The sequence below is a fragment of the uncultured Marinobacter sp. genome, from assembly GCF_947259545.1.
In the GTDB taxonomy this organism is placed as follows: Bacteria; Pseudomonadota; Gammaproteobacteria; order Pseudomonadales; family Oleiphilaceae; genus Marinobacter.
The window spans coordinates 1-26,343 of sequence record NZ_CAMYMK010000008.1 but is presented as its reverse complement, the minus strand read 5'-3'; the positions used below and the strand labels follow the sequence as shown (position 1 = coordinate 26,343).

Below are 26,343 nucleotides of genomic sequence, written 5' to 3'. Positions count from 1 at the left end.
ATTCCCCTATCGCAGTTTCAGACTGGCAAGGCCAATCAGAACCAGAACCACGGTAACCACCCAGAAACGCACGATGACGCGCGGTTCAGGCCAGCCCTTCAATTCGAAATGATGGTGCAACGGTGCCATGCGGAAGATTCTCCGCCCGGTCAACCGGTATGACGCCACCTGCAGGATGACCGACACGGTCTCCATGACAAACACACCGCCCATAATGAACAGGACAATCTCCTGTCGGACGATCACAGCAACAACCCCAAGGGCGGCCCCCAGCGCCAGTGCCCCCACGTCCCCCATGAAGACCTGCGCCGGGTAGGTGTTAAACCAGAGGAACCCGAGGCCAGCGCCAACCAGGGCGCCGCAGAACACAATCAGCTCGCCGGTACCCGGCAAATGGGGGATCAGCAGGTAATCGGCAAACTGGGCATGCCCGGACAGATAGGCAAACAGGCCCAATGCCCCGGCCACCATCACGGTTGGCATAATCGCCAGCCCATCCAGTCCATCGGTCAGGTTCACCGCATTACTGCTACCCACGATCACGAAATAGGTCAGCAGGATGAAGATCACTGGCCCGAGGGTCAGCGATACACTCTTGAAGAACGGCACATACAGCGACGTTTCCTGCGGCAACGAAGAACTGAAATACAGCGCCACTGCTGCCGCGGCACCAATCACGGATTGCCAGAAGTATTTCCAGCGGCCCGGAAGACCGCGTGGATTGCGCTCCACAACCTTGCGGTAATCATCAACCCAGCCGATAGCGCCAAACAGGAGCGTTACCAGAATCGTCACCCACACATAGCGGTTGCTAAGATCCGCCCACAGCAGGGTACTGATACCAATGGCAACCAGGATCAGCGCGCCCCCCATGGTTGGCGTGCCGGCCTTGCTCAAGTGGGTCTGCGGACCATCATCACGTACCGATTGACCGATCTGGTACTGGCTTAACTTACGAATCATCACCGGACCAATAAGCAGTGAGATGGCCAGCGCGGTGAGGGTGCCCAGAATCCCACGCAGTGTCAGATACTGAAACACCGTCAGGGCCGTAAAATATTGTGATAGAACCTCTGTCAGCCAGAGCAGCATGAGTTATTCACCTTTTCTTTCATTCCCTCCACCACGCGATCCATGGCGGAACTGCGAGAACCCTTGACCAGAATGGTCATCGGCAATTGCGGCCCGGCTAACAGACGGTCCACGGCATCTTCGTGGGAAGCACACACCTCGGCAGACTCCCCAAAACCTTCGATATAACCTTCACATCCCGGCCCAACGACCAACAGGCGCTCTATTCCCTGCTCACGGGCACAAACGCCCACCTCGCGATGCAACGCCCGGCTATCGGACCCCAGTTCTGCCATAGCACCAAGCACTGCCGCCCGGGCCCCGGGTCTTGCCGCGAGCACGCCAATGGCTGCCTTCATGGAAGACGGGTTGGCGTTGTAGCTGTCATCGATCAGCACCAGCTCTGAAGACAACTCGATCATCTGCAAGCGACCTTTGACGGCGGTCAGGGCTTGCAAACCTTGCCGAATGGCATCATCTGTCGCCCCGAGCTCACGGGTAGCGGCGATAGCCAGAAGCGCGTTTGTGATGTTGTGCTCACCGCTCAGAGCCAGCTGGACGCTACACTGCCAGTCATCAGGTCCGTGTGCGATGAAACTTTGTCCATGGATATCAACGCTGACTGCCGAGGGATAATAATCTGCCGGGCCGCCGGCCTTACCACTGATGGCAGTCACCTTCCGCTCGCCAGCCCGTTGCCGCCAGACGCCAAACGCAGGATCGTCACCATTAAGGACAACAAGCCCGTTGGCGCCAACGCCATCAATAATCTCCCCTTTGGCCTGGACAATGTTCTCGTAACTACCAAAACCCTCCAGGTGCGCCTGTCCCGCATTGGTCAGAATGACCACGTCTGGCCGGGTAATCGCGACGGTATGGGCGATTTCCCCCAGACCGCTGGCCCCCAGTTCAATGGCTGCGAACTGGTGCCGCTTTTCCAGCCGGAACAGGGTCAGCGGAACACCTATGTGATTGTTCAGGTTGCCTTCCGTGGAAAGCGTGGAGCCCATCTGCGTCAGAATGGACGCGACCATCTCCCGGACCGTGGTTTTACCACTGCTGCCGGTAATGGCCACGAAACGGGCCTGGCTCTCATTCCTGTTGCCAGCAGCGAGCTGTGCCAGCGCATCAACAGTGTCGCTGACAACCACCTGGGGAAGGTCCACCGACGTGTCTTCGGTATCCACAATGGCACCAACCGCTCCTGAATCCCTGGCCTTCGCCAGGAACTGGTGTCCGTCAAAGTTGTCACCGCGCAATGCCACAAACAGATCCCCACGACCGATCTTGCGGGTATCGGTAGACACGCCCGAGAAAGTTCGCTGGGCGGCATCTCCGAGGTGGCACTGCCCCCCGGTCAATGCAATAGCATCAGCCAGCGAGAAGGTGCGCATCATGCCACACCTCCGTTGAGCTGCAGGATGTGCTGCACCTGCTCTGCATCGCTGAAATGCACACGCTGGCCGGCCGTCTCCTGATAGGTTTCATGCCCCTTGCCAGCGATCAGTACAATGTCGCCTTCGCCGGCCTGTCGTATGGTGCGGGCAATCGCCTCGGCACGATCATGAATCACTGCGACCTGATCCGGGTTTGCAAATCCCCTGAGAATGTCCCTGGCGATCGTGTCCGGATGCTCTCCCCGGGGGTTGTCGTCAGTCACTACAACAACATCAGCCGCCTTCTCTGCCTCAGCGGCCATTTCCGGGCGTTTGCCACTGTCACGGTCACCACCGCAACCGAACACGCAAAACAGGCGTCCCGTTACATGGGGCTTTAGCGCAGCCAACGCATTCGCCAGTGCATCCGGCGTGTGAGCATAATCCACCACGACCCTCACGCCATTGGCACCAGTGAACGGTTCCAGGCGGCCAGGGGGCGGCTGCAAAGTCTCGACAGCCCTCTGCACACGCTCCACCGGCACGCCCAGACTCAAGACTGCAGCCATGGACGCCAGCACGTTGCTGGCATTGAAACTCCCCATCAACGGAACATTGACGTCGAACGCCCCCCACTCGCCATCCACTGATGCGGTAAAGCCGTGAAGCGTCGGCTCGAACCCTGTCAGCCAGAGCTCAGTCTGGGCCTCATGGAGGCTATAGCGTACCCGGTCGCATTTGCCCTCAAGCTGCTCATACAGCTGACGCCCGAACGGATCATCGAAATTCACAACCGCGTAATGCAGCTCCTCGCGCTCAAAAAGCCTCGCCTTGGCGGCGCCATACTCTTCCATGGAGCCGTGGTAATCGAGGTGATCCCGGGTCAGGTTGGTAAACACCGCACCGGTCATGGTGATGCGATCAATCCGCCCCTGATCCAGCGCATGAGAGGACACTTCCATCGCCGCCGCGCGACCACCCTGTTTCAATATTCGTGACAGAACGCGATTGACCTGAACCACATCCGGCGTGGTGTGGGAAGCCACCTGCAACGCCCCTGGCATGCCGTAGCCCAGGGTACCCAACAACCCGCAAGGGGTTCCGGTCTGCTGCAGCAGCTGTGCGATGTAGTGGCTGACCGACGTTTTACCATTGGTTCCAGTCACCCCGATCAGTCGCAAGCGCTGTGAAGGATGCTCGAAAAAGCGATCGGCGATCTTTCCCAGCTTACTTCGCAGCCCGACCACCGGCACAATCAGTGCGCCAAGGTGTTCCCGGCACTCTCCGGGCTCATCGGTCTCAAGGATGATGACGGTCGCACCTGCGGCCACTGCCTGATCCACATAATGGTCCGCGGTCGTTCGACTGCCCGCCAGGGCGATGAAAGCATCCCCCGACGTCACCTGCCGGCTGTCCGTTTGCAAACCGTGAATCGTCACGTCAAAGACGGACGGCACCGGCGCGATCCCCTGTAACAATGTGCTGAGTGACGTGATACACATAACCCTACCCCCGCTCCCCGGGTGTTTTCGGCCCTGCTGGCACTTCACCGACTTCCAGTTCCGGTTTCACATTCAGCAGCCGCAATGCATCACTCATAACCCTGGCAAATACCGGCGCCGCCACTTCGCCGCCGTAGTATTCGCCGGATTGAGGTGCATCTACCGCTACCACTGTTACGATTCTCGGATGATCAATGGGCGCCATTCCGGCAAAAATGGCTTTGTATTGACTGTCTTCGTAGCCGCCCTTACCCACCAGATGTACGGTGCCGGTCTTGCCGCCGGCGGAGTAGAATCCTGGCTGCGCACGTTTACCGGTACCGTTCTCGACCACCTCGCGCAGCATTTCCCGTACTTGAAATGAGACCTTCTCGGAAAGCACACGTTCCCCGACCGGTCGCTCATCCCTTTTCATCAAACTCAAGGGGTAGCGAATACCGCCATTGGCCAGCACCATGTATGCTTGGGCCAGTTGCAGGGCATTCACACTCATGCCGTAGCCATAAGAAAGCGTCGCCTCTTCAACGGGGCGCCACTTGGGCGGTGCCGGCAGTACACCCACCGCCTCACCGGGGAAGCCAATTCCCGTGGGGTGCCCGATACCGAGGCGGGAGTAAAGATTCCGGATGACGTCCCCGCCCAGCTCTGTCGCAATCTTGCTCATGCCCACATTACTGGACTTGGCAATGATACCGGTGACACCAAGCACCCCGTAGTTGTGACTGTCACGAATGGTAAAACGACCAAAGCGCCGGTAACCCGGCGCAGTATCAATGGTGCTGTTGAGATTGTATTTTCCCGATTCCAGGGCCGCTGCCATGGCGACCGGTTTCATGGTCGACCCCGGCTCAAACAAGTCCGTAATCGCCCTGTTTCGCAGCCGGTCCGCACTTAGCTGACTGCGATCATTGGGGTTGTATGACCCTTGATTCACCATCGCCAATACTTCGCCGGTATCGACATCCAGCATGACCAGGGTTCCACCCCGGGCGCTGTGGGCCTCCACGACCGCCTTGAGCTCACGGTATGCCAGATATTGCAGCCGCAGGTCGATACTCAGCGCCAAATCGCGACCGGGCCGGGCATCACGGATCAACGTCAGGTCCTTGATCACCCGACCGCGATTGTCCTTGAGCACCCGCTTACGGCCTTTTTCACCACTGAGCCACTGGTTATAAGCCAGCTCAATGCCTTCCTGGCCATTTTCATCAATGTTCGCAAACCCGACCACATGGGAGGTGACCTCACCTGCCGGATAGTAGCGACGGTACTCCTGGCGGCTGTAGATTCCCGGAATTTCCAGAGCCAACGCACGCTCCGCCAGTCCCGGCTGGATCTTGCGACGCAGGTACATGAACTCACGACCCTCGTAGGTCACCAGCCGCTGCCTAAGGCGTGCCTCACTGATATCGAGCAAACGCGCCAGGTGCGATAATCTGGGCTCTTCCGGATCAAGTTCAGAAGGATTGGCCCACACCGTCTGAACGGGCGTGCTGACGGCCAGGGATTCCCCGTGACGGTCAGTAATGACTCCCCGGTGGGCGTCGATGGACTCCACACGAATGGTGCGCACATCCCCCTGTTTCCGCAGGAATTCATTATCCACAACATGCAGATCGACCAGGCGCCAGCCAAGAGCCCCGACCACCAGCAGAAAAACACCCAGCACAGAACCGTAGCGCCAGGCTTTCAGCCCGGCAGCCAGTCGTTGGCTCCATGTTGGGTTCTTTCCCTGATCGGACAAAACAGCCACCCTGAGTTAGTTGTTATGAATATTCAAAGACCTGCTACCGGCGCCATCAAGGGCACCAGCACAATATCCTCTTTACCTGGCACAACCATGCCAAAGCGTTGCGCAGCGAGCGTTTCAACCCGACTGTGGGCACTCAATGCACTTTGCTCCAGCAACAGCTGACTCCATTCGCGCTGGTACTGGTCCCGCTCTGCCTGAAGCTGCGACAAGGTATTGAACAGCTCGCGGTTCTTGTAAGCGCTCACGACGACACCGATGGACGACACAATCAATAGCCCGACCAAGGCGACGGATATCAACACCTGTTTCTGCTGCAGCGACTCAAATACCTGCTGCGATACGCGAACGGCACTTGCCAACCCGTCCTTGACCTTCTGCTTGTTCAAACCGGCGGTTTTAACGGCCGGCTCAATTGCCACGGCGCCCATAGTCACGCGCTCCCTTGCAAACCCTGTTTGTTATGAACACGCTCAAGCACCCGCATGACTGCACTTCGCGCCCGAACGTTATCGCTTACTTCTTCTGTGTTGGCCTTACTGGCCTTGCCAATCAAACGGAACTCCGACGCCTCCTGGGCAGCCGTCACCGGCACACCTTTGGGCAATCTGGGCCCGCGAGCCAGATCCCGCATGAACCGCTTGACCAACCGATCCTCCAGCGAGTGGAAGCTGATCACCACCAGGCGTCCACCCGGTGCAAGCCGCTCCGCCGCCGAAGCAAGTCCCGCCTCCAGATCCTCCAGTTCCCGGTTGATGAAAATCCGGATAGCCTGGAATGTCCGCGTGGCGGGATGCTTGTTTTTTTCCTTTTTCGGGACAGCCTGACTGACCAGCTCTGCCAACTCCCGAGTGGTTTGCAGTGGTGCCTCCTGACGACGTTCCACCACCCGGCGCGCGATGCGCCGGGAAAAACGTTCCTCGCCGTACCGATAGATCACATCTGCGATCTCACGCTCGTCAGCCTCCGCCAACCACTGCGCAGCACTGGGCTCCTGTTCGGTATTCATGCGCATATCCAATGGACCGTCGCGCATGAAACTGAACCCCCGAGCGGCATCATCCAGTTGCGGTGACGACACACCCAGGTCCAGCAAAACACCGTTGACGGTTTCCCAGCCCTGTTCCCGGATCGCAGCATCAAGCTCTGCGAAAGAACCGTGATAGCAGGAGAATCGAGCGTCCTCGGAAGCCAGCTCCCGGGCTACGCGAATTGCCTCCGGGTCCTTGTCGATTCCCAGCAAGCGGCCGCTTTCGCCCAGCTTCCCAAGTACAAGCCGGCTGTGGCCACCTCGACCAAAGGTGCCATCGACATACAAACCATCGGGGTCATTAATCAGATAATCGACCGCCGAATCCAGGAGCACGGAGCGATGCGAGTACTTCTGGCCCGCAGCCCCCGGCTTACGTTCGGAGGTCATAGGGAAAGGGCCTCCATCTCTGGCGGCATCTCATCGTCATCCGATGATTCATCCAGCCAGGCGAACCAGCGCTCCTCACTCCAGAGCTCAAGTTTTTTACCCTGCCCGATCAGCATCAGCTTTTTCTCCAGATGCGCATAACTGCGCAACGTGGGCGGCACCAGGATTCGCCCGGCGCCATCCAGCTCCATCGGCGCAGCATTACCCAGAATCAGACGCTGCAACCGGCGGGCGGCTTTATTCATGTTGGGGAGCGCTTCAACTTTGGGTCGAAGAATTTCCCACTCTGGCTCCGGATACACCAACAGACAGCGCTCCTCATCAGCATTGGCAGTCAATACAATGCGGCCGCCACAGGCTTGCGCGAGTTCTTCGCGCACCTTGGCGGGGATCGCAAGACGACCCTTCGCATCCATATTGATGGCATGACTGCCAAGAAAGTTGCTCATTTGCACCGACTCTGGGGTTCAGAAACCAAAAAAAACCACTAAAAACCACTTTTTCCCACTTGTGCACACTATAGAAACACGCAATACACAATGCAAGCGCCGCTAACGGCGTCGCACCTGCAAAAGTTCCTTTTATGACAAGAGGTTACAGGCGAGGGTTCGCCGAGATGCGCAAATTACGAAAAAGAAAGACTGGAAAATCAGATACCTGCAAAACGATCTGCAGATGAAAAGTGAGGTTTAAGATTTTTTGGCTATAAAGGACACTGTCTGAGAAGGATAAGGATCGGGAATGGAAAATTGAGCTCGCCGATAAGCCGGGTTCTGTCGTGGACAGTCATTCATCTAGGGCCTGCGTCACCACAGGCCTCAAGCAACCTACCCGAATCCAGCGCGGGCCACGCCATTGGATTCCTATTTGGTCTTGCTCCAGGTGGGGTTTACCATCGCCGTGAACTGTTGCCAGTCACGCGGTGCGCTCTTACCGCACCATTTCACCCTTACCGGCACCCGAAGGTGCTTAGGCGGTATACTTTCTGTTGCACTTTCCGTCGGCTCACGCCGCCCAGGCGTTACCTGGCACCTTGCCCTGCGGAGCCCGGACTTTCCTCCCCCAGGCGTACTGGCGGCGACTGTCTGGCGAGCTCGGGCACGACAATACTCCTGCGATCGAGGGCGTGCAAGCGAAACCCTCCCATTAACCCGATAATACTACTCAGGCTTCAATTCCAGAGCACGCTGGTACAACTCGTTTTTGGAACGCCCCGTCAGTTCAGCTACAATTTTGGCGACTTTTTTGACCGGCAACTCAGCCACTAGCAACTGCAGCAGCCTGTCGGTATCCACTGCCTCGGCATCGCCCTGCTCCGGATTGCGTTTCGCTCCGTGAATCATCACCACGAACTCACCGCGAGCGCCATTGGGGTCCGCCTCAATGCTGTTGCTGACGTCCCCCGCCGGCCCGGCATAGAAGGTTTCGAATGTTTTCGTGAGCTCCCGCCCCAAAACCACTTCCCGACCACTTCCCATCACCTCGCTGATTTGCGCGACGGTTTCCAGAATTCGATGAGGCGATTCATAGAACACCAGGGTGGCGGTTTCCGTCACCAATTCTTCCAGTGCGGACCGACGGGCACCGCGCTTGGCAGGCAGAAACCCGGCAAAAAGGAAACGATCCGTGGGCAGCCCCGCAGCACTCAAGGCAGCCACCATCGCGCAGGGCCCGGGAATCGGACTCACCCTGAGCCCCCGTTCCCGCGCTTCGCGAACCAGCACGTAACCGGGATCGGAAATTAATGGTGTTCCCGCATCGGATACCAGTGCTACATCCTCTCCGGCCTCAAGACGATCCAGCACCTGGGCAGCCCGATTCCGTTCGTTGTGGTCATGTAGCGCCAGCATAGGCTTCTGAATCCCGAGAAACTGTAGTAGCCGCCCGCTATGACGGGTATCTTCCGCCGCAATCAGGCTAACACCAGCCAGTGTCGAGGATGCCCGCGGGGACAGGTCCTCCAGATTACCTATGGGGGTTGCCACAATATAAAGCGTGCCCGACCTTTCCGGAGAACTGGGATCTGATTTCACATATGCCTCTCTTTACCTTGGGACCATGACACCAACGTCATGTGAAATGGCCCGGGAGCTGTTAAACTTGCCAGCCTGAGAATGATACAGGGGAACCCGATGAATTCCGGGTTCCCGGCATGATGCCGTCGTTTACCTGGCGTCACAAGCGCAATTACCCGGAGTACCGTGAGCCTGCCATGACCAAACACTGTCTGACCCTGAGAACTTTCGCCACCGTTCTACTGCTGACAATGCTGGCCACCGGATGTGCCAGCGTCAACCTGGAAGCCCAGCCTGAAACCGCCAGTCAGGCTATTGATGCGGCAAGCAAGCACAGCGATCGCAACGAAGCCCAACGGTATCTGTTGCGCTCCGCCAACGGGTTCCAGAGCCAGGGGGACCATGAGTCCGTCCGGAGCATTCTGCAAAGTCAGCCAATGGCGGATCCGTCGGGCGAACTGAAAGACCAGTATCTACTGCTCGCCATGGGCAGCGCGACGGCGCTGGAAGACAGCGCTTGGGCCGAAGAACTCTCCCGCCAGCTGCAACCGGACCAGTTTCTCAATTACGAGCGTGGCCTGATGGCCCGCGCCGCTGCCCTTCAGGCAGAGACTCTGCAATTGGCCGATGACAATTTGTCTGCAGCAGCCACCCTCATCCTGCTTGGACAGTCCGATACCCGCCAGAATGCGCAGCAGATACACGACCGCATCTGGGAAGCGCTGAAAGCCACGTCCGACACACAGCTGTCGAAGGAAGGCGGCCAGGTGATTGGATACGAAGCCCAGGGCTGGATAGAACTGGCCGGTATCCTGCGGGAACCCGGCCTGAATCTGGATGAGCAGGGCCGCGCAGTCAGACAATGGCAGAATAACTGGCCGGGGCACCCCGCCGCCATCACGCCGCCTTCGGAACTGCAATTGATTGCCAGCCTGGCGGAGACCCGGCCTGAGCAGATCACCCTGGCCCTACCACTTGAAGGGCCGCTGGCAAGTGCCGGGAAAGCGATCAGGGACGGTTTCTTTGCGGCCTACTATGATGACCAGTCAGCGGATCGGAGCAAGACCAGTATCCGCGTGGTGAATACGGCCGGACAGAATTTCCGGGATCTGTATCAGGAGCTCGCCAAGGAAGATCAGGATCTCATTGTCGGCCCCCTTGAGAAGGAGGCGCTGCTGAGCCTGGCCGATCTGAACACCATGGCCGTCCCTGTACTCGGACTGAACTACCTGCCTCAGGACACCAAGGCGCCCTCAGGTCTCTATCAGTTTGGCCTGTCTGCCGAGGACGAAGCCCGCCAGATTGCCGACCGACTGGCCCGGGAAAACAACGATCAGGCGCTGGCACTCATTCCACAGGGTGAGTGGGGGGATCGCCTGGAGACTGCCCTACTTGAGCGCATGGCGGAGAATGGCAGCATCGCTCTGGACATTGAGCGTTACTTCCGGGAAGACAATTTTCGCACGGTCGTCGCTGACTTGCTGGGCATAACCGCCTCTCGAGAGCGAGCCATTGACGTGGAACGCACCGCCGGGGTGAACGTCGAGTTTGAGCCCCGACGCCGGCAGGATGCCGATGCCGTCGTAATGGTCGCGGAACCTACCATCGCCCGGCAATTCAAACCGTTGTTTGCTTTCTATTTTGGCGGTGACCTCCCGGTATATTCACCATCCATGGTGTATGAAGGCAATAACAACCCCTCCAGGGACCGGGACCTCAACAATGTCATCTTTACCGATATTCCCTGGGTCCTTGATGACCAGAACGAGTTCCGAAATACCGCCACCCAGGCGCTACCCGACATGCAGGGCCAGCTGGGCCGGCTGTTTGCCATGGGCGCGGATGCCTGGGAGCTGAGCAAACGCCTGCCACTGCTGCGTCAGGTGGAAGGCGCCTCCATCGAGGGGCAGACCGGGGTGCTGACCATGGCATCAGGCGGCAGCATTCATCGCCAGCAACTGTGGGCCCGCTTCACAAACGGCACACCGCAGCTGTTAACGCCAGAGCCGGCAGACCCACAGACAGAAGTAGAATAGCCAGGAAACACATAACCGGAGAATCGCCATGGACGGCAAACCCGACAGCAAAGCCATTGGCAACCACACCGAAGCCGTGGCTGCACGCTACCTGCAGAGTCGCGGCGTTAACATTGTCGAGCGGAACGTCTTCAGCCGCGGCGGTGAAATTGACCTAATCGGGCGCGATGGCGAGGCTCTGGTCTTTTTTGAAGTGCGCTATCGCGGGTCCGGCAGCCTGACCAGTGGCGCCGAATCGGTCACTCCGGCCAAGCAGCGCAGGCTGATCAGAGCGGCCTCCTTCTATCTGCACAGGAACGGGCTCTGGAACATCCCCAGCCGCATCGATGTGATTGCCATCGCACCGGGCGATGTCAAAAAATACCGGATACAATGGATCAAGAATGCAATTCAGGCGTGAATATGACCGACACTGAACAACAGATCAATCAATGGTTCGCCGCGCACATGGAGCACACAGCTCAGGCCGCCAGCACAACGGCCCCCGCCATCGAAAGCGCGGTAGATGCGTTTGTGCACACGCTGCTCAGCGATGGCAAGATCATTACGTGCGCCAACGGCAATGCCAATATCCTTGCCCAGTACTTTTGCACCGCTCTCCTTAATCGCTTCGAGCATGATCGACCGGCACTGCCCGCCATCAACCTCGGCGCTGACGCGACCACCTATTCCGCAATCTGTCGGGATAACCGCTTTAACGACACGTTTTCCAGGCAGGTCCGCGCCATAGGAAAGGCCGATGACCTGCTCTTTGTCATCGTCGATGACGGGCACAAAGCCAACCTGATCCAGGCCATTCAGGCCGCTCATGACCGGGAAATGCGTATCGTCGTGCTGAGCGCCAAAGAGAAGTCCGACATCACCTCGCTGCTCCACCCGGAAGACCACGAGATAGCCCTGGACAATCTGTCCGCTACCGCAGCAACCCCCTTGCTGCTGGTTATAATCAATGCCCTGTGCGGCCTGATCGACAGCAAACTTTTCGGCGGCTAATAAAAAAGCCAGCTGGACGCTGGCTTTTCAGATTCTGACTACTTTATTTGACCACTTTGAGTGTCGGACGCCCTGCCGGACGCTCTCCGGAGTTCTGATTACTCCCCCCGGAATCATGGGTGCCATCGTCATCAGGATCGGGAGAACCTGGCTCACTTCCAAACACCATGCCCTCACCGTTTTCCTTGGCATAGATGGCCATGACCGCCTGCAACGGTATAAACACCTGCATCGGGACACCACCAAATCGGGCGCTGAATTCCAGCGCTCCGTTGCCGACCACCAGCCCGCGCACTGCGCCCGGGCTGATATTCAAAACAATCTGACCATTGGCAACATGCTCGGTCGGCACCTGAACCCCTTGCACACCAGCATCAACAACGATGTAAGGGGTACAGTCATTGTCCAGAATCCACTCATTGAACGCCCTGACCAGATAGGGACGACTGGATGTCATGGTAACTTTGCTATCAGGCACTGCCTTTCTCCCGACCCGCTCTTCAGGCCCTGCATTGCTGTATTAGCTACGAATATCTTCTTCCAGATCCGAAAGACTCGCCTTGAATCCCTCACGACTGAAAATGCTGTCCATGTACTTCAGTAGCGGTTTGGCCTGCTTGTCGTCAAGCTCAATGCCCAATGCAGGAAGACGCCACAGGATCGGGGCGATGCAGCAATCCACGATCGTGAATTCTTCTGACAGGAAGAAGGGCATTTCACCAAACAATGGCGCTGTCGCCAGCAGGCTTTCCCGCAGTTCCTTTCGAGCCGCCTCGGACGCCTTGGCTCCGGGCTGCGCCAGAATCTGGTCAACCAACCCACACCAGTCTTTCTGGATCCGGTGGATCATCAGACGACTGTTGGCCCGCGCCACGGGATAAACCGGCAACAAAGGCGGATGCGGGAACCGTTCGTCCAGGTATTCCATCATGATATTAGGCTCGTAGAGCACAAGGTCACGATCCACCAGCGTAGGCAGGGCATTGTAGGGATTAAGGTCGGCCAACTCCGCCGGGGGGTTATCCGGGTCAACATTGACGACATCAACCGTCACACCCTTCTCTGCCAGAACAATACGCACACGGTGACTGTAATGGCTGGCCGGGTCCGAGAAAAACGTCATTGATGACCGCTTGGTCACAACGCCCATAGAACTACCTCACGAGTAAACAAACCGAAATGATCCTGAAAAACGCAAAAATCCAGCGGGCCGGCAATTGCCCGCTGGAACTCAGGGTCCGATATTATACCTGAAATCTCAGTGTACGTCCTTCCAGTACTCCCGATTGAGCAGGTAGGCAAATACAAAGAAAATCGCCACGAAGATCAGTACGAAAATCCCCAGGCGCTCACGCTCCAGTTTCACCGGATCGCCCATATAGGACAGGAAGTTGGTCAGGTCATACATCGCCCGATCAAATTCTGCCGAGGACATGCTGCCCTCAATGGCATATTCGGGACAGGCATCCGCGTTATTGACGTTGCCACTGAGGGGATCAACGCTGGCGCTATGGCCGATTTTGGGCTCAACGGCACACAGCCCCTGCAAGCTCACCAAAACGTGAGGCATACCAACATTTTCAAAAACAACGTTGTTTACGCCCAACGGACGACTGTCATCCTTGTAAAAACCACGGAGGTAGGAGTACACCCAGCTCTCACCACGCAGACGGGATTCCAACGTCAGATCGGGAGGAGGATTGCCGAACCAGTCAGCAGACTGATCCTTGTTCATGGAAACCTTCATCAACTCACCAATCTTGGCACCGGTGAAAATAAGGTTCTCTTCATAAAGTTTTGCCGGGATATCCAAATCATCGGAGACGCGCTTATAGCGAGCGAACTCAGCAGAGTGGCACCCCATGCAATAGTTGGTAAACAAGGCAGCGCCACGCTGCAGGGATGCCTTGTTTGCATGGTCCGGCTCCATGGTATCCAAAGGCACAGAGCTTCCCGCTGCCAGGCCAAGGGCCGGCAGGATTGTGATGAAAAGACCAAAAATCAGCTTTCTCATTATCCTGTCACCCTCTCTGGAACTGGCTTGGTTTTCTCCATGCGCGTATAGAACGGCATGAGAATAAAGTAGAGGAAGTAAAGTGTGGTCAGGATCTGCGCAACCATCGTCCGGCCCTCAGTTGCCGGCACGATGCCCAGATATCCCAGAATCACAAAGCTCACCGCGAAGATTGCCAGAGCGATCTTGCTCAACCAGCCTTTGTAACGCATAGAGCGGACCGGACTGCGATCAAGCCACGGCAGGACAAACAGGATAGCGATGGCCGCCCCCATGACTACAACACCCCAGAACTTGGCGTCCAGTCCAAACAGATCAACGGTGACCGCACGCAGCATCGCGTAGAACGGCGTGAAGTACCAGACCGGTGCAATGTGATCCGGCGTCTTCAGTGCGTTAGCGGGCTCGAAGTTCGGCTTTTCCAGAAACAGGCCACCCATTTCCGGGAAGAAGAACACCACGATGAAGAAAATAAAGAAGAACACGCCGACACCGAGCAGATCGTGAACGGTGTAATACGGATGGAAAGGAATACCATCTTTGGGAATGCCATTCTCGTCCTTGTTCTTCTTGATATCGATACCATCAGGGTTGTTGGAGCCAACCTCGTGGAGAGCAAGGATATGCAGAACAACCAGGCCCAGAAGAACAATCGGCAGAGCAACCACATGGAGCGCGAAGAAACGGTTCAGGGTAATGCCGGAGATCAGATAGTCACCGCGAATCCACAGGGACAGGTCATCACCAATCACCGGAATAGCGCCAAACAGGTTAACGATAACCTGAGCACCCCAGTAGGACATCTGACCCCAAGGCAGCAGGTAGCCCATGAAGGCTTCAGCCATCAGCACCAGGTAGATCAGCATGCCGAAGATCCAGATCAGCTCACGGGGCTTCTGATAGGAGCCATACATCAGGCCGCGGAACATGTGGAGATAGACCACCACAAAAAATGCGGATGCGCCGGTGGAATGGAGATAGCGCAGTAACCAGCCCCACTCGACATCACGCATGATGTATTCCACCGAAGCGAAAGCGCCCTCGGCAGACGGGTTGTAGCTCATGGTCAGCCAGATACCGGTAATCAGCTGATTGACCAGCACCAGCATGGCCAACGAGCCAAAGAAGTACCACATGTTGAAGTTTTTTGGCGCGTAATACTTGCCAACGTGCTTATTCCAGGCGTCAACAATCGGAAGACGCTCGTCAATCCAGGATACTAGCTTTTGCATTACGCTGCCCCCTCCGGATCAAGACCTATTGTCAGAGTGTTCTCATCGTCGAAACGATACGGAGGCACTTCCAGGTTCTGCGGTGCCGGCTGGTTAGCAAACACACGGCCGGCCAGGTCATAACGGGAACCGTGACAGGCACAGTAAAACCCGCCCAGCCAGTTCTCACCAAGATCCGCCGGAGCTACTTCAGGGCGAAATTGCGGCGAGCACCCGAGGTGCGTACAGATTCCGACCAGAACCACATACTCTTCCCTGACAGCACGGTATATGCCTTCGATGTAGTCAGGCTGGTCCGCATCCTGAGACTTGGGATCTTTTACCCGCTCGTTCAATTTCTCGATATTTTCGAGCATTTCCGGTGTACGACGGATAACCCAGACAGGCTTACCCCGCCATTCCACCGTCATTTGCTGACCCGGCTCCAGTTTACTTACATTAGCGGTGACCGGCGCACCAGCTGCTTCCGCTTTGGCACTGGGATTCCAGGACGCCACGAAAGGAACGGCCGCACCGACGACGCCGACTCCACCTACCACCGACGTAGCACCGATCAGAAACCGGCGCCGGCCTTGGCTCACGTCGCCATTACTCATTATGGTTTTCTCCCATCAGGCGAGGTGCAGAGCGCCGCAAATCGGCGTCACCACACTTCAAAAGGACTTCACAACCCAAAATTATAAGCGCACAAATGGTAATGAAATTACCCCAGCCTTACAAGTCGGAAAGCCGTCAACAAGGGACCAACTCTGTCCAAAATCAATTTGGCGGCATACCTTCAGACAATAAAAAAGCCCGGCCAAAGGACCGGGCTTTCTGGGTAGCGCTCCAGCGAGATTAACGCTTGGAGAACTGAGGACGCTTACGCGCCTTACGCAGACCCACTTTCTTACGCTCAACTTCACGCGCATCACGGGTAACGTAACCCGCTTGACGCAGCGCCGGACGCAGAGTCTCGTCGTAGTCCATCAGGGCACGAGTCAGACCGTGGCGAATTGCGCCCGCCTGACCACTAATGCCACCACCTTTGACAGTGATGTTGATGTCGAAACGATCAGTAGACTCAGCAACCACCAGCGGCTGACGAACGATCATGCGCAGGGTCTCACGACCGAAGAAATCTTCGATGGAGCGACCGTTAATAGAGATGTTACCGCTTCCCGGCTTGATGAAAACCCGAGCCGTGGATGTCTTGCGGCGACCAGTACCGTAATTTTGTGCTACAGACATATCCGCCTTCCGTTAAATGTCGAGTTCTTTGGGCTGCTGGGCTGCGTGAGGATGCTCAGCGCCGGCATAGATTTTCAGCTTCTTGAACATGGCACGGCCGAGCGGGCCACTCGGAAGCATGCCTTTGACAGACTTCTGAATGATTTGCTCAGGAGCCTTGTCGACCAGCTTCTCGAAGTTGATGGACTTGATTCCACCCGGAAAGCCAGTGTGGCTGTAGTACATCTTCGCAGATGCTTTTTTCCCGGTAACCCGGACCTGGCTCGCGTTGATAACAACGATGTAATCGCCAGTGTCTACATGAGGGGTATACTCAGGCTTATGCTTGCCCCGCAGACGACGGGCGATTTCGGTTGACAGACGACCCAGCGTCTTGCCGGCTGCGTCTACAACGTACCAGTCACGTGTTACTGTTTCTGGTTTCGCACTCAGAGTCTTCATTGATTCCGCCTTGAACGCTATATAAGAAACGTTAAAAACCGCCGCCGGTAAATGCTTGGCATCCGGAGGAGGTTCTGTACCTGTAATTAATTGGCAGTGACATCATTCGGGGCTGAGATGACGACATCGCCTTGAAAAGCCAGGGCGCGAAGTATATCCAAACTGCACCATAAAGCCAACCCCGAAGCGCCGTATTTCGTTATTCCCTTACGCCTGACGCCTGCGCCCAACCGTAAAGCTCGGAAACATTGCCCAGCAACTGCTCATAGAGCTGCTCGCGCGGCTCCCGGCGCAGACTGGCGAGCGCGCCGAATATCGCCGGCAGATGCTCCGGGGAGTTCATTCCTTTTGCCACGCCCTCGGGGGGCATGTCCGGAGCATCGGTTTCGAGCACCAACGCTTCCAGCGGCAGGCGCGACACGGTATCCCGGGTCTTTCGCGCGCGCGCATGGGTAATGACGCCACCAATCCCGATGAAACACCCCAGATCCACGAGCTTCCGGGCCTGCTGATAACTCCCGGAAAAACCATGCACCAGCGCTTTACCATGAAAGCCCCGGGCCTTCAGCGCACTGTGGACCTCATCGTGCGTCCGCACCGAGTGAATCACCAGCGGACAGCCCAAACGGGCCGCCAGATCCACCTGAGCCTCGAACCAGGGAAACTGCTGTGAAAGTTCGCCCCTTAGACGATCCAGCCCACACTCCCCAAGTCCCACGCAACGACTGTCCTTGCGGGCAAGCCGGCTTTCCAGAACCCCGAGATCGTCCTGCTCGTGCTCCTGAACAAACCACGGGTGAATGCCAAGACAATAGAACAGCCCCGGCTGACTGGTCGCGGTGTTAACAACCCGCTCCCAATGCTTCCGTGTGACACCGGGTATCACCAGGCGGGACACGCCATGACTGCGAGCCCGGGCAAGCACCTCCTCCCTCCGGCCGTCAAATTCCGGAAAATCGAAGTGACAGTGGGCATCGACCAGCTCCATAGCGCTCGCCTTTGATTAGTGTTCCCGTGTTTTGTGGAACTGGACGTCGGGGTAACGCTCCTGGGCCAGCTGCAGATTCACCATGGTGGGTGCGATGTAGGCCAGCTGGTCGCTTCCATCCAGTGCCAGATAATCGTTGTTCTTGCGCTGGAACTCGTCCAGTTTGCGCTCGTCGCTGCAAGTCACCCAACGTGCGGTCGCCACATTGATCGGCTCGTACAAAGCTTCCACCTTGTACTCGCTCTTAAGACGGCTGACCACCACGTCAAACTGCAGAACACCGACCGCACCGACAATCAGGTCGTTGTTCCTCAGAGGGCGGAATACCTGCACTGCCCCTTCCTCGGACAGCTGGATCAACCCTTTCTGCAGTTGCTTGGATTTCAGGGGATCTTTCAGGCGAATACGGCGAAACAGTTCCGGAGCAAAGTTAGGAATCCCGGTGAATTTCATAGCCTCACCGGCCGTAAACGTATCCCCCAGCTGTATCGTGCCATGGTTGTGTAAGCCGATAATATCCCCGGCGAAGGCCTCCTCCGCGTGCTCGCGATCACCTGCCATGAACGTCAGCGCATCGGAAAAACGCACTTCTTTGCCGATACGGACATGGCGGGCCTTCATGCCCTGACTGTAGCGGCCTGATACGATCCGCAGAAAGGCCACCCGGTCGCGGTGCTGGGGATCCATATTCGCCTGGATCTTGAAGACAAAGCCGGAGAACATATCTTCAGCGGGTTCAACCGGTCGCAGGTCGGTTTCCCGGGGCTGTGGTGCCGGCGCCCACTCCACCAACCCGTCGAGCATATGATCGACGCCGAAGTTGCCCAGCGCGGTCCCGAAAAACACCGGGGTCATCTCACCTCTGAGAAACGCATCGTGATCAAACTCATGGGAAGCCCCTTTGACCAGCTCGATTTCATCACGAAGGTCGGAGGCGTAGGCACCCAGCACATCGTCCAGCTCGGGATTGTCGAGACCGGGAATCACGCGACGCTCCTGGATGGTATGGCCCTGGCCCGACTGATACAGAATCACCTCGTCCCGCAACAGGTGGTACACCCCCTTGAAATTCTTGCCCATGCCAATGGGCCAGGTCACCGGGGAGCAGGCGATCTTTAGAACATCTTCAACCTCGTCCATCAGTTCCACCGGGTCCCTGGTGTCCCGATCCAGCTTGTTCATGAACGTCAGAATCGGAGTATCCCGCAAGCGGGTAACTTCCATCAGCTTGATGGTCCGTTCCTCAACACCCTTGGCGCTATCGATTACCATCAGACAGGAATCGACCGCGGTCAGGGTCCGGTAGGTATCCTCTGAGAAATCCTCATGGCCCGGGGTATCCAGCAGGTTTACCAGGCGGTCATGGTAGGGAAACTGCATAACGGAGGTGGTCACAGAAATCCCCCGCTCTTTTTCCATCTCCATCCAATCCGACTTGGCATGCTGCCCGGATTTCTTGCCTTTAACCGTGCCGGCTTTCTGGAGGGCCTGCCCGAACAACAGAACCTTTTCCGTAATGGTGGTTTTACCAGCGTCCGGGTGCGAGATGATCGCAAATGTACGACGCTTGGAAACTTCTTGTGAAAGGGTGGACATAATGGAGAGCAACCTGAATCAAATACGCTGAAAAGGCCGCCATTATAAGGGGAATCAGATCAAGACGCGAACAATGCAGCGGTGACCAGATGGTGGATAGCCCCTAGGCGCTGGACAGGTTGACCGTCATCACGATGGCGTCTTCCCGCCCCTCTGGAGAAGGGTAATAGCCAGGCCGCTCACCAATAATCCGGAACCCCTCGGACTGGTAGAGATCGATGGCCGCCTGATTGGACGCCCGAACCTCAAGAATACCCTGCTCCATACCCTCATGAGCAGCATGGGCCAGCAGGTGTCTCAGCAGGTGGCGCCCCGCCCCTTCCCTGCGAACGGCCGGGGCAACGCACAGGTTAAGAACATGGGCTTCGTCATACATATGGGCAACGATTGCATAACCACCAAGAACGCCTCCGCAATCGTAGGCCCAGAGCCTGTAATTCTCCCGAAAACAGTCACGAAAAACCGTCTCGCTCCAGGGATGCGAATAACTCTGCAGCTCGATCTCCAGCACGGCTGACAAATCCCCGGAAACCATCGGCCGGATCAACCGATCATTCTGACGAACCTGATCGTACTGCAGACGGTTCACGCCTTGCCTCTGGCCAACGGTTTGAGCTGCTCCCAGAGTGCCCGTTTGTATGAGGGAACGGCAGCCAACTCTGCCAGAGTGTGCGGGAAGTCAACGGCAGGTTGTCCCAACGTGTTATCGAGCCATGCGCCACGATCTTCCGGTAGCGTGTCCACCAATAAACCGAGCAGGATAAGGCGCCGGCCATCGATGTCACCCACCAGGGATTTCAACACACCGGTGAAGTCAGCGAAGCTGTTGCCTGGCACCAGTGGATTGGCAAAAACGGGCCACCTCAGACATTCCGCTTTCACCGGCTCATCATAACCCAGCGCTTTGAGTATATTGTTGGCCAGAGAATCCTGCAGACGGGTGCTGGCATCTTCTGACAATTCGCCAAGCAACAGCACATTCCCGGCTTGCCATACCCCAAGGGTTGCCTTCAAACCGGTCATCACCACCGACTCCGGGACCAGAACCTCTGGAGTATCACTCTCACGATCGATCGACGCCGTGGCCGCAGCGCCTTCCGGTTTTGACTCTGCCACAGCTTCTGTTGCATCAACGCTGCCGGAAGCATTTTCACCAGCCATCATCGCCTGCAGATTGGCAATGCGTTCAATCGCCTGCCCCGCCTCCGGCCCGGTGGGTTTGCTGTTGCCAGGTGCTTTGGCGGCGGCCCGGTCACTGCGAGCCAACGGCTCGGCAAATACCGGCAGCTCAGACTCCTCGGGAAACTCAAACTCCGGACTTGGGGCCGCACCCGGCAGCGGCTCCCGGGCATACCAGGCGCGAATGCCTGCCATCCCGAGATAGAACTGTCTCTCTGCTTCCGAATATCTCATTCAATCGCCCCGGTTATGACTACAGCCTCACACATCCGCAACCTGGGGGTGCTGGCGTACGCCACCTCGGCTGATCAGGTTCAGGGCCTCAATGTAGGCTTTGGCTGACGCAATGATAATATCGGTATCCGCGCCCACGCCATTCACAATCCGTCCGCCCCGCTCCAGTCGAACGGTCACCTCGCCCTGGGCATCGGTACCACTGGTAATATTGTTGACGGAATACAGCTGCAGATTACAACCGGAATCCACCAGAGATTCGATGGCCTTGAAAGTAGCATCCACCGGCCCACTGCCTTCGGCCTCCACGTTGTGCTCCCTGCCATCCATCATCAGCGTCAGGCTGGCCTTGGGGACCACACCGGTTTCCGAACAGACCTGAAGACACACCAGTCCGAACCGACCTTCTTCCTCTTTCTGCCGGGTGTCGCTGGCAATGGCCTGCAGATCCTCATCAAAGATCTCATGTTTCAGGTCCGCCAGAGCCTTGAACCGGGTAAAGGCCTCATTCAGCTCGGTTTCTGTCTCAAACTGGATGCCCAACTCCAACAGGCGGGTACGGAAGGCATTGCGCCCGGAATGCTTACCCAAAACCAGGCTGTTGGTGTGCCAGCCAACGTCCTGGGCCCGCATGATTTCATAGGTTTCCCGGTGCTTGAGCACACCATCCTGGTGAATACCGGACTCATGGGCAAAGGCATTGGCGCCAACAATCGCCTTGTTGGGCTGCACCGGGAAGCCGGTAATAGTCGAAACCAGGCGCGATGCAGGAACAATGTGCTGGGTGTCGATGCGGGTATCGATGGAGAACAGATCCTGGCGTGTGCGCACCGCCATGACAATCTCTTCCAGCGAGGCATTGCCGGCCCTTTCACCGAGACCGTTGATCGTACATTCCACCTGCCGGGCACCTTGGCAGACCGCTGCCAGCGAGTTTGCCACCGCCAGGCCAAGATCATTATGGCAATGCACGGAAAAAACAGCCTTATCGGCGTTGGGAATGCGGTTTAACAACTGGCGGATGGTTTCCCCGAACTGCTCGGGAATGGCGTAGCCAACGGTGTCAGGGATATTGATGGTGCGGGCACCGGCATCAATGGCCGCCTCAATAATCCGGCACAGGAAATCCAGTTCGGAACGACCGGCATCCTCACAGGAAAATTCGACATCGTCCACGTGGCCGCGAGCCCGCTTGACCGCACGAACCGCCTGCTCTATGACTTCATCCGGCTGCATCTGCAGTTTGTGCTGCATGTGAATCGGAGAGGTTGCTATGAAGGTGTGGATACGACCACTTTCCGCCGGCTGAATGGCTTCGGCCGCACGATCGATATCGCCATCCATTGCGCGTGCCAGGCCGCAAATGGTAGAGCCCTTGATGGTTTCGGCAATCGACTTTACGGCTTCAAAGTCACCCTGGCTGGCGATCGGAAAACCCGCCTCAATCACGTCCACACGCAGTTTTTCCAGGGCCTTGGCGATACGGAGCTTCTCAGCCTTGGTCATGGTGGCACCAGGGCTTTGCTCGCCATCTCTCAGGGTAGTATCAAAAATGACCAGGTGATCTTGCGCGGACATAGGCTCTCCATCAGCAGGCAACGGCTCAATGTTTTGTGTGAAGAGTATATCACTGATTGCCGAAAACTCGCTGAAGGGGACTACCCCCTGACCAGCAGCGATGACAGCAGGATCAGGTTCAGCAGTAGCGAGAGGGTCGCAATGAAACGCCAGTCCCGTGTTGAAACCCGCTCCGCCAGGGGCGCCCTGGAGGATGGAACCAGGGCCGGGTTCGGGAATTCCAGATCCCTCAGAAACTCCGACAACGCGGGATAGCGGGCCTCCGGTTTTAGTGACACAGCCTTTTGCAGACAGGCATCCAGCCACACCGGTAAATCGGGGTTGACCTCCCGCGCACTGCGATACACCAGCTTACGTCGATTGGAGGGTTTCGGTGGTTTGTCGTAGGGCAGGCGCCCGGTCAACAACTCATAGGCGATGACGCCCAGAGAGTAGCGATCAGAAGCGGCTGTGGCGAGCTCTCCCTCCAGGCACTCAGGCGCGGCGTAACTCTCGGTTCCCAGTTGCACATCGTGGCCCCAGGGCACGTCGATCTGCTCAATGCCACGAATACGAACCGCGCCCAGATCGATGATCTTGAGGGTGCCCTGGCGGTCGATCACCAGGTTCTCCGGCTTCAGATCCTGATGCACCATTTCCAGGCGATGTAGCGCACGCAAACCGGCGACGATCTGCCTGACCATGCCCCGCACCACGGACGGGTCCGCCACGGGATTATCATTGATCCACTCTCGCAGCGTTTGCCCATCAATAAACTCGGTCAGGCAGTAAAGGCACTGACGACCTTGAGGTGGGTCCAGAAAACGCACCACGTGGGGGCTCTGAATCCGCTTGGCCACCCAGGATTCCGTGAGGAAGCGGTCGATATAGGCAGCGTCATCCACAAAGTTCGGAGAGGGGGTTTTCATGGCCACCAGCGCCCCATCTCCCAGCGACTCCGCAAGGTAGACCTGGGTGCGGCGGCTGGCATGGATTTCACGAACAATTCGATAACCATCCAGGTGCTGCCCAGGCTCCAGTGGCGGCGGGAATGGTAAGGCAACCAGGCGCTCGTAATGAGCCTCAATGTCTTCCTCTGGCAGTTTGTCCACGACCAGCACCTGGGCACTCAGGTTATCCGGACTGCCCTGCTCCATGGCCGCGTCCACCAGCGCCCTGGCGGCCTCTTCGGGACGGACACCGCGAACCTTTTCAGCCATGGCCCCGTCACTTAAATAGCCATGGACACCATCGGTGGTCAGCACCAGACAGTCTTCTGGCTGCAAACTGACCCGGCTCATATCTATTTCAACGTTAAGCTCAACGCCCATGGCACGGGACAAAGCGGTCTTGTCGGCCCCCAGCAGGACATGATGGTCGCGGGTCAGGCAGTCCAGCCGTCCGTCACGGAACAGGTAGACTCGGCTGTCTCCCACGTGGAAAACGTAAGCACGATTATTCTTGATCACCACCAGACTGCAGGTACAGACCATACCTGTAGCATCACCATGGCTGCGATGCCCCTTGCCATGCAGCCAGCGGTTCAGGGCGCCCAGGACCCGTCCGACCGATGTTTCCACCGACCAGGAGTCAGGCGTGCTGTAGTAGTCATGCAACACGCCCTTCACGCACGCTTCCGCTGCCTCCCGCCCCGATTCGGACGCACTGACCCCATCGGCAATTACAGCTACGGCCCCCTTGAGGGCGAGCGCCTCACCCTCCGGGTAACAGATACCCAGGCTGTCCTCATTGGTCTCCTTGCGACCCGCTGAGCTGTATTGACCGATTGTCAGGTGCAGTTGGGGGCTCATGTCACATCAATCATCCGCACGGAACCATCAGGCATGACTTCACTGGTCTGCGGGCTGGGCTCGTCCATAAAGATCATCACCAACGCCATGATCGCCACGGCAATGCCGCCCAGCACCAGGAAGAATACCTTGGGAGTCACCATCGCCAACACCACCAGGAAAACCACCCCACCGACGTTGCCATAAGCACCAGCCATACCGGCCACTTGCCCGGTTAACCGACGTTTGACCAGTGGCACAGAGGCATAGACGGCACCACAACCACCTTGCACAAACACCGAGCAGAACACGACCAGAGCCACGGCCAGTGGTAACGGCCAATGGCTGTCAATCTGCGCCATGAACATATATCCCAGGGCAATACCTGCCAACATCACCAGGGTGATGAATTTGCGACCAAACCGATCGGCGAGATACCCGCCACCAGGACGGCCAAACAGATTCATTAATGCAAAGCTGCCGCCGAGCATGCCAGCCAGCAATGGTGAGATATCAAAGGTGTCCAGGAAATACAGTGGCAACATCGAAACTACGGCAAGTTCAGAACCAAAGCTGGCCATATAAACGAGATTCAGCAACGCCACCTGTTTGAAAGGATAGCGATCAAACGCGGGCACCGCACGCTGGAAAACATGGCCATTGATCTGCCAGATACGGACAACCTGAACAGTCAGCATCAGGAGAATAACGCCGTACAGCACATAGGTTGTTGCCACGCCCAACAACCCGAGTTTTTGCGGGCCCAATTGCCAGACGATCAACGCCAAAGCTAGGAACAGCGGCAGATTCATTACCAGATAGAGGATGAAATCTCCCCGGCTGGTCACTTCCATGGCACCACCGCGCTTGGGCTTGAAATAGGTAGAGCCCTTGGGCGTGTCCCTGACCTGGTGATAGAACACCGCCGCATACAGAATGGCAATAACACCAGTCGTACCAATGGCCCAGCGCCACCCGTCATCGCCGCCGTACCAGAGCGCAAGAGCGGGCAGTGAAAGCCCGGCAAAGGCAGCACCAAAGTTGCCCCAACCGCCATAGATACCCTCAGCCAGCCCCAACTCACGGGCCGGGAACCACTCGCTGATCAAGCGAATACCGACAACGAACCCGGCACCGACAAAGCCAAGCAGGAACCGACTTAAAGCCAATTGCTCAAAGGTGGTCGACAGAGCAAAGGCTATACACAGTACTCCGGAAATAATCAGCACCAGACTGTATACACGGCGAGGACCAAGCCCATCCACCAACATGCCAATCAGGATTCGGGCTGGTATCGTCAGCGCTACGTTAAGCAACAACAGTGTATTGACCTCCGCGGCAGAGAGACTGAACTGCTCGCGGATAGCAGACATCAGCGGTGCGTGGTTAAACCACACCAGGAAGCTGATAAAAAAGGCCACCCAACTCAGGTGGAGCACTTTGGTTTTTCCGGTATAGGAAAGGAAGCGAAAAGCGGTGTCCGTCATGGCTGATCCTGTCAAAACCTGGCAAATGAACCCACCGGGTTGAGCGAATCCCACAGATATCAACGGAGCAAACTCACCTGAAACAGGAACAGACCTGGCCGACACCTGGGGACTTCTAGCGACGGCGCCGTTGCCGATTGCCTGATGGGGAATTGATCACAGGGTTAGCAGCAAAATACGTTCCACCCACACCTTTTCCTTTTATTTCAGCACCCTAGGGTATACCTATAAATGCCAGACAGGTTAAAGTGCACTATAGCGAGGCGATGCATGTGCACGGCGCACTGGTTTGTGGCAACTGGCGCTGAACTTTCCTTCAGGCAATAAAAAACCCCAACATCAAGGATGCTGGGGTTTTTCGGTATTAAGAGCCTGACGATGACCTACTCTCACATGGACGGACCACACTACCATCGGCGCAGGTCTGTTTCA

At 57.1% G+C, this 26,343-nt stretch carries 25 protein-coding genes and 1 other RNA gene; 3 read left to right on the top strand and 23 right to left on the bottom strand.

Annotated elements, in window-relative coordinates; translation table 11 throughout:
• Nucleotides 1-6: 6 nt before the first annotated feature.
• The 9 genes from mraY to rsmI form a co-directional block, all read right to left on the bottom strand.
• The gene (gene mraY / locus Q0Y21_RS11770; RefSeq protein ID WP_297795519.1) at nt 7-1,092 is read right to left on the bottom strand and encodes a phospho-N-acetylmuramoyl-pentapeptide-transferase; all 1,086 of its coding nucleotides are present in this window, start codon (nt 1,090-1,092) and stop codon (nt 7-9) included.
• Nucleotides 1,077-2,468 (bottom strand): UDP-N-acetylmuramoyl-tripeptide--D-alanyl-D-alanine ligase, encoded by a 1,392-nt coding sequence (gene murF, locus Q0Y21_RS11765; protein ID WP_297795515.1) that lies wholly within the window; start codon nt 2,466-2,468, stop codon nt 1,077-1,079. The genes mraY and murF overlap by 16 nt, the downstream gene beginning before the upstream one ends.
• Nucleotides 2,465-3,949: a UDP-N-acetylmuramoyl-L-alanyl-D-glutamate--2,6-diaminopimelate ligase gene (locus tag Q0Y21_RS11760; RefSeq protein WP_297795512.1), complete on the bottom strand. Its 1,485-nt coding sequence runs from the start codon at nt 3,947-3,949 to the stop codon at nt 2,465-2,467. Before Q0Y21_RS11760 ends, murF begins: the two co-directional genes overlap by 4 nt.
• Nucleotides 3,950-3,953: 4 nt before the next feature.
• Nucleotides 3,954-5,693 (bottom strand): penicillin-binding protein 2, encoded by a 1,740-nt coding sequence (locus Q0Y21_RS11755; RefSeq protein ID WP_297795509.1) that lies wholly within the window; start codon nt 5,691-5,693, stop codon nt 3,954-3,956.
• A gap of 32 nt (nt 5,694-5,725) precedes the next feature.
• Nucleotides 5,726-6,130, bottom strand: a complete 405-nt coding sequence (gene ftsL, locus Q0Y21_RS11750; RefSeq protein WP_297795506.1) for a cell division protein FtsL — start codon at nt 6,128-6,130, stop codon at nt 5,726-5,728.
• Between the two features lie 2 nt (nt 6,131-6,132).
• Nucleotides 6,133-7,119 (bottom strand): 16S rRNA (cytosine(1402)-N(4))-methyltransferase RsmH, encoded by a 987-nt coding sequence (gene rsmH / locus Q0Y21_RS11745; protein WP_297795503.1) that lies wholly within the window; start codon nt 7,117-7,119, stop codon nt 6,133-6,135.
• Nucleotides 7,116-7,568: a division/cell wall cluster transcriptional repressor MraZ gene (gene mraZ, locus Q0Y21_RS11740; protein ID WP_127330666.1), complete on the bottom strand. Its 453-nt coding sequence runs from the start codon at nt 7,566-7,568 to the stop codon at nt 7,116-7,118. Before mraZ ends, rsmH begins: the two co-directional genes overlap by 4 nt.
• Nucleotides 7,569-7,865: 297 nt before the next feature.
• An RNA gene (gene rnpB / locus Q0Y21_RS11735) (RNase P RNA component class A) lies at nt 7,866-8,216 on the bottom strand.
• Nucleotides 8,217-8,279: 63 nt separating this feature from the next.
• Nucleotides 8,280-9,152, bottom strand: coding sequence for a 16S rRNA (cytidine(1402)-2'-O)-methyltransferase (gene rsmI / locus Q0Y21_RS11730; protein ID WP_297795498.1), 873 nt, complete (start codon nt 9,150-9,152; stop codon nt 8,280-8,282).
• 119 nt (nt 9,153-9,271) lie between these two features.
• Between rsmI and Q0Y21_RS11725 the strand changes: the two genes are divergently transcribed.
• From Q0Y21_RS11725 to Q0Y21_RS11715, 3 genes are read left to right on the top strand one after another with little or no spacing between them, the layout of a single operon-like run.
• Nucleotides 9,272-11,170: a penicillin-binding protein activator gene (locus tag Q0Y21_RS11725; protein ID WP_297795495.1), complete on the top strand. Its 1,899-nt coding sequence runs from the start codon at nt 9,272-9,274 to the stop codon at nt 11,168-11,170.
• Between the two features lie 28 nt (nt 11,171-11,198).
• Nucleotides 11,199-11,570, top strand: a complete 372-nt coding sequence (locus Q0Y21_RS11720; RefSeq protein WP_297795493.1) for a YraN family protein — start codon at nt 11,199-11,201, stop codon at nt 11,568-11,570.
• Between the two features lie 2 nt (nt 11,571-11,572).
• Complete coding sequence (locus Q0Y21_RS11715) at nt 11,573-12,163, top strand: SIS domain-containing protein (RefSeq protein WP_297795491.1); 591 nt, start codon at nt 11,573-11,575, stop codon at nt 12,161-12,163.
• 43 nt (nt 12,164-12,206) lie between these two features.
• Here the strand turns inward: Q0Y21_RS11715 and Q0Y21_RS11710 are convergent, their stop codons facing one another.
• The 14 genes from Q0Y21_RS11710 to Q0Y21_RS11645 all read right to left on the bottom strand — a co-directional run bounded on the left by Q0Y21_RS11710 (nt 12,207) and on the right by Q0Y21_RS11645 (nt 25,911).
• A complete protein-coding gene (locus Q0Y21_RS11710) occupies nt 12,207-12,620 on the bottom strand; it encodes a ClpXP protease specificity-enhancing factor (RefSeq protein ID WP_297797131.1) in 414 nt (137 codons plus the stop codon).
• Between the two features lie 63 nt (nt 12,621-12,683).
• The gene (locus Q0Y21_RS11705; RefSeq protein ID WP_297795488.1) at nt 12,684-13,313 is read right to left on the bottom strand and encodes a glutathione S-transferase N-terminal domain-containing protein; all 630 of its coding nucleotides are present in this window, start codon (nt 13,311-13,313) and stop codon (nt 12,684-12,686) included.
• A 108-nt stretch (nt 13,314-13,421) separates the two neighbouring features.
• Nucleotides 13,422-14,177 (bottom strand): cytochrome c1, encoded by a 756-nt coding sequence (locus Q0Y21_RS11700; RefSeq protein WP_297795485.1) that lies wholly within the window; start codon nt 14,175-14,177, stop codon nt 13,422-13,424.
• Nucleotides 14,177-15,409, bottom strand: coding sequence for a cytochrome bc complex cytochrome b subunit (locus Q0Y21_RS11695; RefSeq protein ID WP_297795482.1), 1,233 nt, complete (start codon nt 15,407-15,409; stop codon nt 14,177-14,179). Before Q0Y21_RS11695 ends, Q0Y21_RS11700 begins: the two co-directional genes overlap by 1 nt.
• A complete protein-coding gene (gene petA, locus Q0Y21_RS11690) occupies nt 15,409-16,005 on the bottom strand; it encodes a ubiquinol-cytochrome c reductase iron-sulfur subunit (protein ID WP_297795479.1) in 597 nt (198 codons plus the stop codon). The genes Q0Y21_RS11695 and petA overlap by 1 nt, the downstream gene beginning before the upstream one ends.
• A 241-nt stretch (nt 16,006-16,246) precedes the next feature.
• Entirely contained in the window at nt 16,247-16,639 is a 393-nt protein-coding gene (rpsI, locus tag Q0Y21_RS11685; RefSeq protein ID WP_012139002.1) for a 30S ribosomal protein S9, read from the bottom strand.
• Between the two features lie 12 nt (nt 16,640-16,651).
• Nucleotides 16,652-17,080, bottom strand: a complete 429-nt coding sequence (gene rplM / locus Q0Y21_RS11680; RefSeq protein ID WP_012139003.1) for a 50S ribosomal protein L13 — start codon at nt 17,078-17,080, stop codon at nt 16,652-16,654.
• A 199-nt stretch (nt 17,081-17,279) separates the two neighbouring features.
• Nucleotides 17,280-18,068, bottom strand: coding sequence for a TatD family hydrolase (locus tag Q0Y21_RS11675; protein ID WP_297795472.1), 789 nt, complete (start codon nt 18,066-18,068; stop codon nt 17,280-17,282).
• A 15-nt stretch (nt 18,069-18,083) separates the two neighbouring features.
• The gene (gene prfC / locus Q0Y21_RS11670) at nt 18,084-19,664 is read right to left on the bottom strand and encodes a peptide chain release factor 3 (RefSeq protein ID WP_297795469.1); all 1,581 of its coding nucleotides are present in this window, start codon (nt 19,662-19,664) and stop codon (nt 18,084-18,086) included.
• Nucleotides 19,665-19,767: 103 nt separating this feature from the next.
• A complete protein-coding gene (gene rimI / locus Q0Y21_RS11665; RefSeq protein ID WP_297795466.1) occupies nt 19,768-20,253 on the bottom strand; it encodes a ribosomal protein S18-alanine N-acetyltransferase in 486 nt (161 codons plus the stop codon).
• Nucleotides 20,250-21,077: a 2-isopropylmalate synthase gene (locus Q0Y21_RS11660; protein ID WP_297795463.1), complete on the bottom strand. Its 828-nt coding sequence runs from the start codon at nt 21,075-21,077 to the stop codon at nt 20,250-20,252. Before Q0Y21_RS11660 ends, rimI begins: the two co-directional genes overlap by 4 nt.
• Nucleotides 21,078-21,104: 27 nt before the next feature.
• Entirely contained in the window at nt 21,105-22,655 is a 1,551-nt protein-coding gene (locus Q0Y21_RS11655) for a 2-isopropylmalate synthase (RefSeq protein WP_297795460.1), read from the bottom strand.
• A gap of 80 nt (nt 22,656-22,735) precedes the next feature.
• Nucleotides 22,736-24,445: a bifunctional protein-serine/threonine kinase/phosphatase gene (locus Q0Y21_RS11650; RefSeq protein ID WP_297795457.1), complete on the bottom strand. Its 1,710-nt coding sequence runs from the start codon at nt 24,443-24,445 to the stop codon at nt 22,736-22,738.
• Complete coding sequence (locus Q0Y21_RS11645; protein ID WP_297795454.1) at nt 24,442-25,911, bottom strand: MFS transporter; 1,470 nt, start codon at nt 25,909-25,911, stop codon at nt 24,442-24,444. Before Q0Y21_RS11645 ends, Q0Y21_RS11650 begins: the two co-directional genes overlap by 4 nt.
• Between the last annotated feature and the right edge of the window lie 432 nt (nt 25,912-26,343).